7 protein-coding genes and 1 other RNA gene are annotated in these 17405 nt (G+C 25.9%); 2 read left to right on the forward strand and 6 right to left on the reverse strand.

Annotated elements, in window-relative coordinates:
- Positions 1–10: 10 nt before the first annotated feature.
- From Q346_RS0103415 to ffs, 4 genes are all read right to left on the reverse strand, one after another.
- Entirely contained in the window at positions 11–9322 is a 9312-nt protein-coding gene (locus tag Q346_RS0103415) for a PDxFFG protein (protein ID WP_027333070.1), read from the reverse strand.
- 379 nt (positions 9323–9701) lie between these two features.
- Positions 9702–10643 (reverse strand): hypothetical protein, encoded by a 942-nt coding sequence (locus Q346_RS0103425; RefSeq protein ID WP_027333071.1) that lies wholly within the window; start codon positions 10641–10643, stop codon positions 9702–9704.
- A 22-nt stretch (positions 10644–10665) separates the two neighbouring features.
- Entirely contained in the window at positions 10666–11796 is a 1131-nt protein-coding gene (locus Q346_RS0103430; protein WP_027333072.1) for a DUF3137 domain-containing protein, read from the reverse strand.
- A 62-nt stretch (positions 11797–11858) separates the two neighbouring features.
- An RNA gene (gene ffs, locus Q346_RS04120) (signal recognition particle sRNA small type) lies at positions 11859–11949 on the reverse strand.
- 126 nt (positions 11950–12075) lie between these two features.
- Here ffs and Q346_RS0103435 point away from each other — a divergent pair.
- Together Q346_RS0103435 and Q346_RS0103440 are read left to right on the forward strand one after the other, a co-directional pair.
- Positions 12076–13047, forward strand: a complete 972-nt coding sequence (locus Q346_RS0103435) for a LacI family DNA-binding transcriptional regulator (protein WP_027333073.1) — start codon at positions 12076–12078, stop codon at positions 13045–13047.
- Between the two features lie 82 nt (positions 13048–13129).
- Positions 13130–14866, forward strand: coding sequence for a hypothetical protein (locus tag Q346_RS0103440; RefSeq protein WP_027333074.1), 1737 nt, complete (start codon positions 13130–13132; stop codon positions 14864–14866).
- A gap of 37 nt (positions 14867–14903) precedes the next feature.
- On the opposite strand, the gene Q346_RS0103445 is transcribed toward Q346_RS0103440, so the two are convergent.
- Together Q346_RS0103445 and Q346_RS0103450 are read right to left on the reverse strand one after the other, a co-directional pair.
- Positions 14904–15506 (reverse strand): hypothetical protein, encoded by a 603-nt coding sequence (locus Q346_RS0103445; RefSeq protein WP_027333075.1) that lies wholly within the window; start codon positions 15504–15506, stop codon positions 14904–14906.
- A gap of 585 nt (positions 15507–16091) precedes the next feature.
- A complete protein-coding gene (locus Q346_RS0103450) occupies positions 16092–17270 on the reverse strand; it encodes an Mbov_0401 family ICE element transposase-like protein (protein WP_027333076.1) in 1179 nt (392 codons plus the stop codon).
- Between the last annotated feature and the right edge of the window lie 135 nt (positions 17271–17405).

Below are 17405 nucleotides of genomic sequence, written 5' to 3' on the forward strand. Positions count from 1 at the left end.
TTGCTCCTTTCTATGAATTAAATTGGTTTTTAACAATTAGAATTGGTTTGTTGTTATATTTACCACCAAATTCAGTATTATCTGCTTTATAAATTTTGGTTGGTGCTTGGCTAAAGGTTTTACCATTTTCAGAAACAGATTCAACATCACCTAAATCAATATCTTTGGCAAAATTACCTTGTTCATTGGTTGCAAAATAAACATAGTATTTATTATTTGGGCTTAATAATTTATTTCTATATTTATTCATAACTGCATAATCAGTTACTCATGCAACAAATCCTTTACCTTCATGATGTTGACCTAAACCATCTGTATAGTTGTATTCTTCATCATCCAAAGTATGTCTTGGATTTTCCCCTTCTTTAGTTCTTAAATACTCTTCTGATTTAGCTTCATTATCCAATCTTTGTTCTTTGTAATAGAACATGTTATTGGTAAAGTCTTTGTTGATTTTAACTGTTTTAATTTCACCAGTTTCTAAATCTTTAAAGGCTAAATAATTAATGTTTTCTGCCACATCTGAAGGTACATAACCAAATAATGCAACTGCATCTTTATGTACATCTCTTCAAATGGTTGACAATTCTCTTTTCCCAACTCCTTGGCTTTGAATATAGAATTGTCAAAAGGCTTCTGGTCTATTAGTTACTCTTTCACCTTTTAAGTTTGTAATTCTAATAGTTTCATCTTCAATTGCTTTTCCTTTATTGTCATAAAGTTCAAAGTCTAAAATTTCACGGTATCATCTATCTTTTAATCAACCATTATTAATTGATCTAAATTCTCCAAAATAATTATTGTTATAGTTGTAAGCATCATTAAAATCGTTTGTATTAGCAAAAATTACATCTTGGTATTTAATGCCTAAGTTTCTTGCTTTTTCTTTTGCTTCTTGGTTGTAATTTAGTTCATAATCATTAATTGTTTTCTTAATGCTGCCTCTTGAATCTCCATCATCATAATGAATAGCATTATCTTTTCATTTTTGTGTTGAAGTTCCATCAACTACATATTCAAGTCCTGTATTAGCTTCAGAAAGATTACTTAAATATGTTGGTAAATTACCGAATTGAGTTAATGAAGGTGAATAAGTAATTTGTAAGTTATCACGGTTAATAATTTCAGCTCAGTTGAAAGTATAGTCACTGAATTTTTCGTTAAATCTTCTATCATTTTTTGAACCATAGTAAGAAATAACATCTTCTGATGGTTTTCCAGCTTTAAATTTAGCACTTACTATAAATGAATAGATTGAGCCAAAACTATATTCTTGATCTACTAATAGAGCAAATTGATTATAAGTTGTATAACTTTGATATTTACCTGTTGAAAGCAGTGCATCATACATTGAAAAATGTTGCATTGTTGGACTGTAAGTTTGTTCACCAATTGTGGTAGTGAATTCTTTTGCCATTGCTTTGAATCCTTCAAGATAAGTTTCTAAATCAAATTCTCATTTATCTTTATTAGGTTTAATTAAATTTAACCCATCAATTTTGTAATCACCATATCCATAATTAGTGTCAAAAATTCATGCATAATCAGGATTATCAATTACATCTTGAATTGTGATGTGACTTGTAAACATTGCTAATTTACTTTGTGTAAATCTTGTCATAATTTCATTTGCCACAATTTGCTCATCATCGGTTGTTGCAATTGTTAAGTATTTAGTTCTTTCCTCATCACTTAAACTTTGGCTTTTTTCAACTGCTGATTTTAAAGCGTTTTGGAAAGCTGCAAAATCTTGAACTTTAGTTTTTACATATTCCACATTTCAATTAACTTGTTGGTTAACTTTATCTAAAGCAGCTTTTTTCAAGTCTACAGACACAAATTCTGCAAATTCTGCAAAATTACTAAAACTTAATTGACCACCAATACCATTAGTTTCATTACCAAATAAATTGTATAAATCATTATTAAAGTTAGAATTCAATGCTCTTAAATTAATTTTTAATTTTGCTGTTTGATCTCAAACTGGATATTGTCCAGCTACATTATCATCTTTAGCTAATAAATTATCATCTTCGTCATAAGTTTTTCAAAGTGCATTATCTCCTAAGCCCATTAATAATCTTTGAATTTCATCAAGAGATTTAAGATATTGCTTAATACCTAATGCATCTAAAGTATCTTTTGATCAACTGTCTGCTTTGATAATTGAACTTGTAGCACCTTCTAATTTAATATTTGGAATATATTGATGTTCTTTATCAAGGAATAAAACATAACCATTTCCACTATTTAATGGAGCACCAAAATTTGAACCACCCCTTGAAAGTGCATACATTCCTCTTTGGAATTCACTTTCTTGAGTATAAATTGTTGGATTAATATATAAGTTAGAAGTTCTAATATTAATATTTCTAAATCTTAAAGTTTTTGAAACGTTTAATGTACCATCATCATTATAAACTCTAATTGCATTAAATGGATTATTAGCATCTGTTGGTAATCCTGTTTCTGGATTTCTTGCCAAAATCATGTCACGATAGTAAGCATTTGCTTTAGCATTGTAGTTTTCTACACTAGACATGAAGTAAAGGCCTTTTTCTGGTCAATCTAAAACAATTTTTGAATCTATACTTAAATCTGTAGAAGTATCATTCCAACCATTTAAATGGAATTTTTCAACAATTAAGCCACTAATTGTATCAACTACTTTTTGAATTTCATTATTTACATAAGTTTTTGCATTTACATCATAAAGAGGTGAGTTTGGATCACCAAATTCAACATTTAAAGGCAAATTAATTACTCCAGTTCCATCACTGTTTTTAATTAAAACTTTTGAAATTGAAATATATCTACCATTAGCATCTTTTTTACCTTCAACAACTTTTGGTACAACTTTGCCGTTTGCATTAGTTTCAAATTCAATTAAATTGCCTTGTCCGTCTTTTATTTGCCCTTTAAGAATTTCTAAAGAACCTGGCATAAATGAATATGATCCATCTGCTTCTTTAACTAAATATTTAGCAATTCCAGAAGCTACTGTTGGATTAATAGTTCCTGAGAATTGATCAAGCGAGTTCATAATTCATAAATCAGATGTTTTGAATTGTTTTTCATTTAAGCCATTTTCTTCTCTAATTAATTTAGCAGCTTCTTTTAAGCCTTCAAGCGTTTGTAAGAAACGACGTTTTTTATTATCAATTGCTTTAATTACATTATCTTCATAAAGTGGAGTTCCTCAGATATTTTCTTCTTTTTCATCAACATAAGTTAATTCGCCATCTACTAATTTAGGCAATTTAAAGGCAGGATATTCACCAAAATCATTTGATACAAAATCACCATCAAATAATCTATCGGCATTAACATCGATATTAGCTCTTGCTTTTAAATACAATTCAAGATCTTTTTTGTTGTAATAATTATTAATATTTGGAGATGCACTTGGTAATAAAGCACCTACAAAAATTGAATCATCACCTTTGTCACCTAAATCACTAGCTGAATTTAAAGTGAAGTGGTGTCCGTATTCATGGGCAGCCACAAATTTTAAGAAGTCAGTTGGTACTCCCTTAAAGTTTTGAGGATCGCTCATTTGTAAAATAGCTCATAAACCAATTCTTGAATCTGTTTTGAAGCCTCAATATGTACCATTTTCAATAACATATTCCACAACACCTTGATCATTGATTTTGCTTACTAAATGTTCACCTTCAATTTTTTCGGCTGCATAAGGAACTTCTTTAAGTAATGTTGATAATAAACCTTGATATGCTTCAGTATAAACTGAATAACCTTTAATTAATTGGTTTGAAATTGGGTCTTTAATATTTCCTTCTTCTTTAATAATTGAAGGCATTACCACACGTTTGTAACCTAGGAATTTAAATAAGTTTTCAACAGCATTAATTTTATTTTGATCTTCATCTTTTGCATCAACATTAAATTTGAAATAATTTTGACTATAAGCACCATCGAAACTTTTTTCGCTACTATCACGTAATTCTCTTAAAGTAATAATTAATTTAGTATTTTGTTTTTCAATAGTAGTTAATTCCATTTTTTTAACTACTTTATTTACTTCTTCAAGTGAAGCATCTTTAGCTAAAATGCCTTGTTTAATTAATTTGTTAATTAATTCAACTTTAGTTTGTGCAGTAATTAGTTGATTTGAGTTTTCAAGTGCAATACCATAATTATTTTCATCATTTAAAGAAGCTTGTTTTGATTCTTTTAACAAGTTTTCATTAGTAATTTTAATAATATTATTTGCTGATAATTCAATTGCTTCAATGTAAAGTGATGCTAATTCTGTTGGATAGTTATATTTAGAAGTTAATGCTTCTGCGTAAGCTTTATATTCAGCCATGTATTGGCTAATTAAGTCTAAACTGTTTTCATATTGCTCTTGACTTTCAATTACCTGAGTTAATTTTTCATTTGCTAAAGCATTGTTTGGTTCTTCATCACTTTCTTCTAAAGCCATTGCTTGACCAAATTCGGAATTAGCTTGTTCGAAAGTATCTTTTAAGGTTTCTAAAGCATAATAATTATCAATGATAGGATTTAAGTTCGCAACTTTAGCTCTTAAAGTTCCTAATTCATTAATTAATTCTTCATTTTCTTCATAACCTTCTTCATTTTCAATTTCTTCAATTCTTTCATTAGCCGCTTCAATTTCTGCATAAGTTTCTTCTGCTTGTGCTTCTTGAGCATCAAATTCCGCAACAATATCATTATTGAATAAAATAGCTAAAATGTCTTTGGCATTATTTACTTTAACACTTTCATCTATAAAATAAGCTTTTAAATTAGTTTTGTAAGTTGCTAATTTAGATGAAATTTCAGCTGAATTTTGTAAATTTTGCACATATTCACTGACATTAGTGAATTTAGTTTTATATTCAGATACTTGTTTTTGTAATAGAGTTAATGAATAAATTTTGTTATTTAAATTGAAAATTTTAATGCCTAATTTAAGAATTTCTTCATGTCTATTTTCATTTTCTAAATCATCTTTACTTAAATATTTAAATGATTTTAAAACCGCTTCTTTATAAATTTCTTTTAGTTTATTTAGATATGCATTTAATTGATTTTCTAAATCACTAAATTTAGAATCTAATTCACTAACGGTTGTATTTAATTTAGAAGCGAAAGTTAAAGTGGTCTCAAGTTTTTGATTAATTTTGTTTAAAGATGAATCTAGATTTTGAGTGTATTGCGCAATTTTGTTATTAACTGCATCTTGATAATCTTCATTTTCAATATTAGCTGTTTCAACTAATTGAGCAAGATAATCTGGATTTTCCCCATTTATTTCTTGAATTACTTCAATAATTGCTTTTTGTTTCAAATTAGTCACAAATTGTGAAGTGTAATTTTCTAATTCTCTTACTTCTTCATTAAAGTTATTTAAAGCAGTGTCAAAATCAATTTCATTTTTCTTAGTTTCGTAATTATTTTTTAAAGTATTTAATTCACTAGTTTCATCACTTAATTCGTTTAAATAACCATTAAATTGTGAAATTATTGGATTATTTTTATAGAAAGAATTAATTAATTGATTAAGTTCAAAACGTAAATTATCAACAACATGAATACTTTCGCCATTTTCAGGTTCACTTGCATCAATAATGGTTAATTCTTTTCTTTTTGCAACTTGTTCTCTGAATAATTGAGTTTCTTTAGCACTTAAAGAATGATAAGTTTCATAATCTGTTTTACTTTGTGAACCATCTGTTAAAAGATGTTGAATGTCGACTAAATTATTTTCAATTGTATCTAATGTATTTTTTGCTGTGGTTAATTGCGTATTTTTTGAATTAAATCTAATTTTAGCTCTTAAATAATCCACTCTTTTGCTTGAGTATTCATTATTTGCATTCAATGCAGTAGTTAAAGCATTATTTTTAGTTTCTAATAACTGATTAAATTCATTAATTAAATTTTTAAGATTTTCATCTAATTCTTCATTAGTTGATAAGAATGCAGAAAGTAAAGATGATATTCTATTATTCAATGTAATTAAATCTTCATAATTAGATATTGAATCATTAATTTCAGTAGTTAAATTGTTATATTGTTCTTTAATGTTAATTGCAAAAAGTTTTTTTAACCCTTCCGCACCTGCTAAACCAAGTTCTAATAATCTATATTCTGTGGTTTTACGTGCAATAGTTTGTACTAAATTAACTTTTTCTTGTTCATCTTGAGTAGATTCATATTGCTCTTTTAAAGGCAAGATTTCATTAACTAAATTATTGATTTTTTCTCTAGTTGTATTTAAATATTCAGCATATTTCTTTTCTGTTTCATCAATTGAATTTAAAATTTCAACTTGTGCCGCTTTTGCATATTCATTTGCATTAGTTGAATCAATTTGGACTTGTTCATAAAGATCTTTTAAAGCTGTAAGTGGCGTATTTAAAGCTGTTTTAAGTTCATCAACTTCAGTTTGTAGTTGATTAATTGCATTTTGTTGCACATTTTTATCATCTTGATAATCTTGAACACCTTTAGTATCTGTGAAGGCAGCATTATAGTCTGAATATTGAATTTGATATAAAGCTGCTTGTGCTCTAGCTTTAAATCATTCTAGTTCTAGTGAAGCCACTTGTGCTTTGAATTTTTCAGCTAAAGTTGCTCTTTCTTTTGCATATTCAACTAAAACTTGATTATATTTATCTAAAATGTTTTGATCTGTAAATGATGGAGAATTTAATAAGAAATTTAATTTGAAGTTAATTAAACGCACGTCCATACTAATTAAAAATGATTGAACGCTTTTATTAATGTATTCATCACGTTGGCTAATCATTTTAGCGATTAAAGTTTTTGAAGTTTCAATAGCTTCTTTAAAATTAATTAATTTTTTAATTTGTTCATATGAAGCTAAATTATTAGTTTGTGCTTCTTGATTAAATGCATTTCTTTTAGCTGTAATTTGAGCTTGATAATAAGCCAAATTCACAGAAGCTTCCATGTCGTTTTCAGAACTTGCTAATCTAGTTCTATAAATATCTCTTTGAGTTTCAAGTTCTTTTAACTCATTAATTTGATTTGCATATCTATCTAAAACAGGTTGTGCAACTCTTGCAAAATAAGCATTAAAACCAGCTTTTGTCTTTTCATCTTTAGCACTTGGATTTCCATCAGTTAAAAGGTTTAAATAATTTTGTAAAACTTCGTAAGAGTGTGAAGCCAAATATGAAAAAGTAAATGATTTTTTAACTGCAAAATCATTGTATCCCAATGGTTGATAATTTTCAGGAAGATTTAAATCAGCTTCAAATAAAGGAGTCATTAATTGAACAATGCTTTTTTCGCCTTCTTCGCTTGATCCTACCGCAATGTTTTCATGTTCTGATTTTTGTTCTGCTATTGTTTGACTTTGTTTTTGTAATTCTTTTAATTCAGTTTGTAATTTGCTAAATTCAAACTTAAAAGGTGAATTAGGATTTTTAGCATTAAATTCATCTTCTAATGATTTTAATTCTGGAGCATATAAGTAAAATTGTTTGCTTGTGGTATCAGTTAATTCGTCTGCTTTACTGCTTAAGAAACCATTAATATTGTAAAAATCTCTTCAGCTTAATTGCGCATTAATTGATTCTTGCACTAATGAATCGATAGTAATTAATTGGTTTGGTAAATAAGCTAAATCATTTACATAATAAACATATGGTTCATATTCAGTCGCACTAAAAGTAACTCCATCTAAAATTGGTGAAGTTATAGTTTGTAATTTATTGTAGTAAGTATGATAAAGTTCGTTGTATTGATTTGCTAAAGCAATTTGTTGACTGTAATTTAATGTTTCATTTTGATCTAAATTAATAACTAATGAATTATTGTCAAAATCATATTCGTCTTTAATTAAATTTAAAATATCATTAATTTTATCTTGATCATTATTTAAATTAGCTAATTGTTCATTTAATTGAGTTTTTAATTGATTTACTTCTTCATTATTATTGGCTGATTTTGCTTTTTGTAATTTTGCATTAAGAGCCTTAATTTCATTTAAATTCACTAAAATATCATATTTTTTAGCCACTTTTTCAATTGAATCTTTATATGATTCTTTTAAAGCAAAAATTCTGTCTTCTGCTTTTTTGAAACCATTCTTAATTGATTCAACATTTTCTTCAGATTTAATTGCAAAATTTATTGAAGAACTACCAGTTTTATATTCAACATCTTTAAATGATTTAAATAGTCTAAATTCAGTTCCATCATCAAAAGTTAAATTTAAATATCTATCTAAAATTTCGTCTTTATTTAATGCTTCATTTGGATTAATGGTGGTGTAAATAATTTCTTTTTCTTCTAAATTATTGACATCAATATTTTTCAACAATTCATATGTATCGTCATTTTGATATTGATTAATTAATTTAGTTAAATTTAATTTCGCTTCTTCTAAATTAGCACCATTAATTAGCAATAAATATGGGTTTTCAATGGTTAATCTAGCTTTTTCAATGTCATTTACAGCTACATTTAGTAAATTTTCTTGTCAATTAGTTTTTCTTAAAGCATAAACTTTACGTCCAATTAATTGTCTAATATCCAAAATATTTCTGAAAAAGTACATTGATAAAGTTTTAGAACTTACATTAGCTAAAGCATTGTATTGTGAAATTTTGCTTAAAAATCCTTCAGCTTGATCATAGGTTAATAAATTTTGGTTAATTTTATACACCAATGAATCTTGTGCATTTCCTTCACCACTTAAAGTTGAATAAATTGGTAATGAACCAAAAAAGGCATCAGGATAGAAAGTAATAGTAGTTGTTTCTTTATTATTGTTAGCATGTGCTCCCAAAGTAATGCTATTACCTTTCATTTCTACACCTTTAACAATTGAGAACGAATTTAAGGTAATAATTTCTGGTCCTCATGAAACGTTTGTCATAAATCAATTAGTGAATTTGAAAAATTCAGCAGGATTTACTGCCTCTATATATTCATTGTAGAAATTAAATGATCCATATCTAATATTTAAAATTGGTAAATTCCCATTTTGTCTAAAATAGTAATTTAAATAATCTCTAACATTAAATTCTTGTTTGTCGATTTTTACTACGTCATTTTCAAAGTCATATTGCGCAACTTCTTTATTTTTTGATGCATTTAAAAATGTTGCTTTTGCTTCTTTTAAATCTTTAACAAAAACATTGTAAAGTTTATCGTTCCCTGTAGGATTAACTTTACCTTTTTTCTCATCTGAGTTGTTTGAATAAGCAAATAAAGCTCCCAACGAAGCTGCAGTTGCGGCAACTATAAGCCCAGCTGATAAAACATATTTTGGTCAAACATGAGTTCTAAAATTGAATTTAGGTTTTTTAGTGCTCATAACTTCTCCTTATTTTTATATAACTATGGTCGATTTTTATAAAAAAAATATGCTATTACTAGCATATTTTAATCTACCTACACTTAAAAAATACTAGTCAAATTTAGAATAAATAAGAATTTCAACTCAGAAATTCATAATAAATCCAAACTTAACTGTCATTAAGTGCTGTGGTTCCATAATTTTCCTTCACAAATAATATAAATTATTTGTTTTATTATATATTAATAATTTCGATTATCTAAATTTTTAGCGAAAAAAGACAATTTCAATTAACCAAATCAATAAATCTATAAATAAGATGTTTTAAATTTTTATTAAAAATAAAAATAAACTAGTTTAAAAGAAATTAAATTTTCTTTTCTAGTTTATTTTGATTTTAGTCTAATGACATAATAATGTCTTGAATATTGCCAATAAGGAATATATCTCTCAAAATGTTTTCTGCGTATTCTTTATCAATTTGTTCTTCAAATAATAATCTATCTAATGTAATTCAAGCATAAATTTTGTTTGTTTCTTTTTGAATAACAAAACCAAATTCTCTATCTAATAAATCATATTCTTTGGCAAATTCATAAATGTTTCTAATAGTATTTACTGAAGATACTTTGCCTGTAGAAAATAAATTGCATTTTTTACATAAAAGCACATCTGCATTTTCTACTGGTCCAAAAACACTATTTTGTGGGAAAGAATAGCCATATTGATATGAATTTTTAAATTGTTTAGATTTAATATCTGCTTCAAAAAATAATTTTGAGTAACTTTTATTTTGATCTTGTGCAATAATGTTTTGAATTGTTCATTTGTCTTGATTATCATTTTCTGAATTAATCAATTCTGTTGTAGTAGCAAGAGTTAATTCTTCATTTTGAGCAAGAATTGAATTTTCTAACGATTCTGCTGCTCAATTCAAAATGTTTTCTTTTTCTTCAACATAATTTAGATTAGCTAATTTATATAATTCAGGGTAAATATCTTCTGGTTTTAATAACTGATAATTGCTTGTATTTTTTTTGATAAATAAATATTTATAACTTCAAGTCATTATAGTAAACAAAATAAAGATAATTACTACTGTATATAATAATCATTGAACTAATTTAACATTACTTTTATTTTGATATGCTGCTTGACTATATACAAATAAAACAGCAATTGCGCTCAAAATTACAATAATAAATAAAGTTAATAAACCGTAATAAAGGATTTTTCCTTTTTTATTTGTTTCTTTTCTTTTTTCTTCAACACTTTTTTGAATATATTCATTAAGTTTGTTTAAATTTTCTTTTTTAAACTCATTAAAATTTTTTTGCATTTTTCTCCTTAATTTTTAAATTTTAATAGAAATATGGAGGAACGTTCATAAATGAACTTACTCAATAAACTAAATATGAGTCGTTTAACACATCATTTACAATAAAATTAACAATTTTGTGTTTATTTAACAACACTACTTTTGGTCAATTAAATTCTAAAATCTCTGAACCAGCAAATCAGCTAAGCACAAGAGGCGAATCATAATATAATCCAAATCCAGGCACATTAACATTTTCTGAAGCTAATTCAATGTATTTTTCCATTGTTAAAGGTGTAAATACATTTCTAATTTTTAATTCATCATTTGAGTATAAATTAAATTTTTTATTAAATTTATTATTTTCTAATTTCACATTGGCTTTTAATGACGCAATAGATAAAGGTCTGTGACCGATAGCAAATTTAAAACCTTCTGCACGATCATTATTTGGATAATATCCCAATACTGCAAAAAGATTTTTTCTATATTCATGAGTTACAATATTCCCTTTATGATCAGTGGTTTGTCTAACTCAGTAAAATGTTAAATTGAATGTTTTTCAAATATTGTTGTATTCATCTACTACAAATTGATTATTGTAATTACTAATAATTTGTGCATCAATTGGAATACCTTCAATACCTAGAAGATTTTTTGAAATATCACCTTGATTAATTTTTCTAATGACAGTCAAAGCGTTTTCAAATTTATAACTTTCATTCTCATCATATTTTGTTGCCAAATATTTAATTGTTTCCGCTTCAGTATCAAATAATTCATAATTGAACGCCTCAAAAGTTTTTGCAAACAATCTATCATTTTTCAATTTAGCAATGATTGATGCATTCACTTTTCTAGTTTTCTTAATCGTTATAATTACGAAAATAATTCCAGTAATTAAAGCTATAAAACCTAAAATAACACTTATGATTGCAAAAACATTTAATAAAGTTCCATTTGAATTATTGATTACAGCCATATAAGCGGCTAAAATAATCAGTATGATTCCCAAAGGAATTAAACCTACACCTATTCAATAGAAAATTTTAGATTTCTTTATATTAATTGTTTTTGTAGCTTCATCAAAAGCATTAGAAACAATTTCTCTTGTTTTTTCTTTATATTTATCTAAAAACTGATGTTTTGTTAAAGGTTCATGAACAACTCTCATTTCGTTTTCTCACTTTCAATTCTTAAATAAATTTTATCAATTTTAAAAGCTTTTTTATTGTAATAAAAAAGTTAACAAACACAACACTTCTTAATATGGCTGCTTCATCTCTGACCTGACCAGGTTATAAGGTTATTGTTTTGTTAACATAAAAATTATAATGAAAACATTGTTTTTAAAAAATCAAAAGAAATTTTTTCATATTTTGCATAAAGAAAATTAAAAAAAATATGCAAAAATATGAAAAAAATAATAGCTAAGATATTATAAAATTAAAGTATGAAAGAATTCTCATATAAAGATATAGCTAAATTAGCAAAAGTTTCTATTACTACTGTTAGCCGTTTTTTTAATGGTGGATATGTTTCAGCTGATAAAAGACAAAGAATTGCTGAAGTTTCTAAGGATTATGGTTATAGACCTAAAAATTCATCTAAATTATCAAAGTCTAAAGATAATGTTATTTTTGTAATTGTGCCCGAGTGAATGAAATCATCACATTTTCATATTATTCATGGACTTGAACAAGGTTCAATAAAAAAAGAAATGCGGACTGTCATAACTTATGCGCCTAATTCGATTAAAGAGTATTTAGATACTGTTAAATTTATGGTGCAATTTAAACCTTCTGCGATGTTATTTTTCTTACCGAATTTACCAAATGTAGATCCAATTTTAAATTACATTAAAAACAATATTAAAAGTATTTCTACTTTTATTTTTGGTAAAGAATATGAAGGAATCAATAGCGCCATAATTGACTATGAATCAGCGTTTTATCAACTTACCAAAGCATATTTAAATGTTAAAGAAGAAAACGAAAAAATTGTTTATGTTGAAGATAAAAATTTAACATCAATTGAAAAAGCTGAAAGATATGCAGGTTTTTTAAAAGCAAGTGAAGAATTTGATATTGCTGTGCAAAAAATCAGTGTTAATCCTTCAAAAATTGAAGAAATTAATGGTTTAATTAAAACTTTTAGAAACAACAATTTAGTAAATGTTGTTTGTTCTTCACATGATGTTTTTTTAGCTTTAATTACTTCAGGTGATAGAAATATAAGACTAACAGATATCGATAAACCTTCTGTTTATGATAAATTAGAAAAATACAAATTGAAAATTTTTATTGATTATGTCTTAATCGGTCTTTATATTAAAAGAATGATTCAAACCAATATTTTGGATGGAAGCAAATATAATTATCGCTACACACCAAAAATTATTGTGCCTAGAAAATATAAATATTAAATTTATTTATAAAATATTTAAAATTAATAAGTAAAATTAAAATAATAATTAAAATAAAATAAAGTAATTATTAAGGAGAAATATGTCAAAAACCAAAGCTGCTTTAATTACAGCCGGAGTTATTTTAGGTACTGCTGCTGTTACAACTGCAATTGCAGTTCCAGTTACAATGCATCTTAATCAAAAAAATCAAGCAAACCAAAAAGAACTTACCTTAGAAGAATTTCTAAATGGTAATGAAGTTCACAAAATTGATCCAAAAATCAAAGCTGCTACATATCCAACTGAATATCAATTAGCAACTGATTTTATTAAAACTGCTTCTTGAAAAAATAAATATGTTATTACTCAAGATAAAGTTGGAAATAATGATTTAAGTGGTTTTATTATTGTTAAACAATTTGCTCAAGATTATGACACAAAAGAAACCCTTCAAAAATTAACAGTTATCCCTGGTTTCAAAACAGTTGATTATGATGTAACTAAAAAACAATACAATCCAGCAACTTTCACTGTTACTAATAAATTTGCAACTAAGGAAGAATTAAATAGATTCTTAGATTCATTAAAAGGTCAAAACATTATGCAAAGTAATGACAGCCATATTACAATAGCTGCTTTACCTGCTACTTATGCAGAAATTTTAAATAGTTATGAATACAGCGAAGATGGTTCAAAACTTATTTTAAATTCAACTTACTCAGTATTATTAAATAATGATTATGTTGATGAAAATGGTGTTTTACAACAAAGAAGCGAAAGATTAGAAAACGTTGCTAAAGTTACTGAAATTGCATTAGATACTATTGTTGAAAATGATGAAAACTTACCAGAGGAAAAAGCTGCAAGAGCAGAATTAAATACTTTAAAAACTGATATCGAAGCTTTTGAAACTACATTAAATGATAGTGCAAGTGATAGCGATACTAAAGTTCAAGCACTTAAAACTAAAGTTGGCGAATTAAAAACTCAAGTTGACACTCTTGGTCAAGAAACTTACTTAAAAGGTAGAACTGAAACAATTCAAGAATACAAAACTAAGTTAGAAGATTTAAAAACTGAATTTGCAAACATTCAGTCATACAATACATTAACAAATAATATTGCTACTTATGTATCAGATTTAAGTGATGCAAATTATGAAAATGATAAAAAAGTTACAGCTTTAAAAAATAAAGTGACTGCTTTAAAAGAAAAAGTTGAAACTCTTGGTTCAGAAGAAAGTTTAACTGCTAATGCTTCAACTCTTCAAGAATACAATACTGAATATGAAGCATTAAAAGCTGAATTAACTTCAATTGAAGCATTTAATACTTTAAATACTAATACTACAGAATTAGAAACTAAAATTAATGATACTCAATACGATTCAAACGAAAAAGTTCAAGCTCTTAAATCAGAAATGACTGCTTTAAAAGCAAAAGTTACTACTTTAGCAGAAAAAGATGAATTAACAGAAGAAGATAAAACATCACTTACTACATTAAATAACGATTTAACTGCTTTAAATGCTAGATTTGAAGAAGCAATTAAACCAGTAACTCCTCCAGCAGACTCAAATACAGAACCTACAACATCAGAAACAACTGAAGGTAATTCAGAAGGCACATCACCTGCACCAAGTGTAAGTGAAGCTGGTACAAATGCTGAAGCAACTACACCAACTGATAACGATACAACAACTACAAATAATCCAGAACCTTCAACAGATTCATCAACAAATAACAATACTGATAGTGCTACTGGAGATTCAACAACTTCAACAACCGAAGCTGAAACTTCTCCTGCAACATCAGATGAAACTACACCAAATGCTTAATAACAAAAACCATACTTTAAAGTATGGTTTTTATATTTTAACTTTTTAAAAAGTTTTTTATTAGTTTTTCAAATCCTTTTGAACTTACAAAATAATTATTTGGATTCTCTTTTAAATTAAAGATTATATTTTCATATTGCGCAAATATTTTGTGCTCTAACTCATTTAATTTTAATTTATTAAATCAATAATCGCTGTCTAATAAACTAATAAAATGAAGTTGATTAGAATTTGTTTTTTCTTTGATTAATAAAATTAATTCATTGATTGACATATTTTGAGAACCGCCACTATCTTTAATTAACTTATGTTCTACAATAAAATAATTTTTGTTAATTTTAATAAATGAATCTGGTAGTTTTGCATCTTTTATATTATTAAAATCATATTTAAAATTCAATTTTTTAATTGTTTCTTCAAAAAGAATTCTATTTTCTCTATCAGGATTAAAAAATGCTAAATTGTTATTCTCTAAATCTATAAAAGTGTTTACTTTTTTAAAATTAAGACTTAATAATTGTTTTGATATTTGATTGATTCCTCTTTCGCCTTTTCTTCTACTTGATGAAAGATCGGCTGCAGTTTGTAAGGCTATATTAGAATATCCATGATTTAAATATAGCTCATGTCTATTTATCAAATATTCCTCGACAATTTTTATTATTATATTTTTCTTGACATCCAATTGATCATCTTTTATTCTTTTATATAAAGAATAAGAATAACCTAAAACTTGAAAATATGCACAAAAGGGTGAATAATTAATCAATTTAGTATGGAAGTGTGTGAATATGTGGGGAGTGGATTATCAGTCCATAAGAATTTATCTTAACAATTACATTTTAAATCCAATTCATAAAACCAAAAAGAAAAATTTTGATTTTTTTGACTGCTTACTTTTCTCTGCTAATTAAAGTTTAATGCTTTAGCATTAAACTTACGCGTGCGCGTACGCCCGCACCTTGTATAGGACAAGATAAAGACTGCTAAAAAATGCTTACGCATTAGCAGACTCTTAAAATGTATTAATATTTACTATGTAAATATTAATAAGTTTCTAAAAATAGTATGCTAAATAGTATGCTCTGCTATTTACCATTTCCCAAAAGCGCTTACTTTTTAGCATACACCAGAGCAAACAATAGCAAAATTACTATATATACTATGTATATATAGTAAAACTTATCTAAATTAGCAAACTAAAAGCAAACTTTTTGTCAAAACTTTAAAAAATCTGCAATTTGATATTTGTTGGTAATTGAAAATAAATTCTATAAATTAAATTATCAATTTTAAAATTAGCAAATTTTTTGACTGCTTTTGATTTAATATAATGACCGACAAAGCATTCAGTTTTACTTCCTAAATAGTCATTTGAAAGAAAATTGTTTTGAATTGCTTTTTCGTTATTCTTTCATAATTTGATTAGTTTATTGATATTAATTTTTTGCTTTTGACTGCCATTTTTCAAAATAAAAGTCTTTGATTTATTTAAAAATTCAGATATTAAATCTCATTTCTGCATCAAAATTAAATTGATAAATTCATAATATTTTTGACAATTTCTATCATTTTCTTTTTGTCAAAGTTTGTAATTATCTTTATTTCTTTTCATTGAATATCCAAAAACATCATATGCATATTTAGCAAAATGATAGAAATCAAAATAACGCACACCATTAATTTTTTCAGCAAATTTATTAATTATTCGTGCTCCATCACCATTAATTCCAAAACTCTTTTTATCAAAATCAGGTAAAAATTGCCGTATGTTTTCAGCTAAATAATTAACTTTTTCAACTAATTTTTCACTTTGAAAATTCAATAATAAATATTTTGTTTCGCAATGTTTCACACTCAATGCTAACATTCTTATCATCATTTTTTCAACTTTTCTATTTAATTTCACTTTTAAAAAAGTATCATCAAAGTCAATTTGAACTTTCTTTTCAGCAAGAAAAATATCTTTCTTTTTAGGAATAAAAATATCTAAATATCTTATTCTCTTTCAATAATAAACGACATCATAAGGGACTTTTTGCTTTACAAATTCATTATCATTTTTGCCTCTTCGTCTCAAATTATTTGTACTTAAAGCACGAATTACATCTTCATATAAGTAATTTTTCTTACCTTTAATTTTTAGCATTTCATTATGATAATAGACAAAAGATTTCCCTGTTTTCTTATCTCTATAAATTGTTAAATTGTATTCATATTTTTTACCTTCAATGATTATTAATCTTTTAACTGTTTGCTTAACTACTCAATTTTTATATTTAGGATTAACTTTTCTTTCAACTAATCTAAAATATTTTTCTTCCTCATTTAATTTTTCAACAATTAAATCGCCCTTTGATGGTAAATCATCAAAATTAACTCCATTAACAAATACACCTTCCATAATTAAATTTTATTAAAATATGCTATTATTCCTGCTATCTGTCTATATTCAGTTTTTAATTTTTTTATAAAAAATTATAAAAATTTATAAAACTTTTTCTTTTATGATATAGTTATTATGTAAATAATCTAAACA

Origin of the sequence: Mycoplasmopsis gallinarum DSM 19816 (assembly GCF_000621085.1) — a bacterium.
In the GTDB taxonomy this organism is placed as follows: Bacteria; Bacillota_I; Bacilli_A; order Mycoplasmatales; family Metamycoplasmataceae; genus Mycoplasmopsis; species Mycoplasmopsis gallinarum.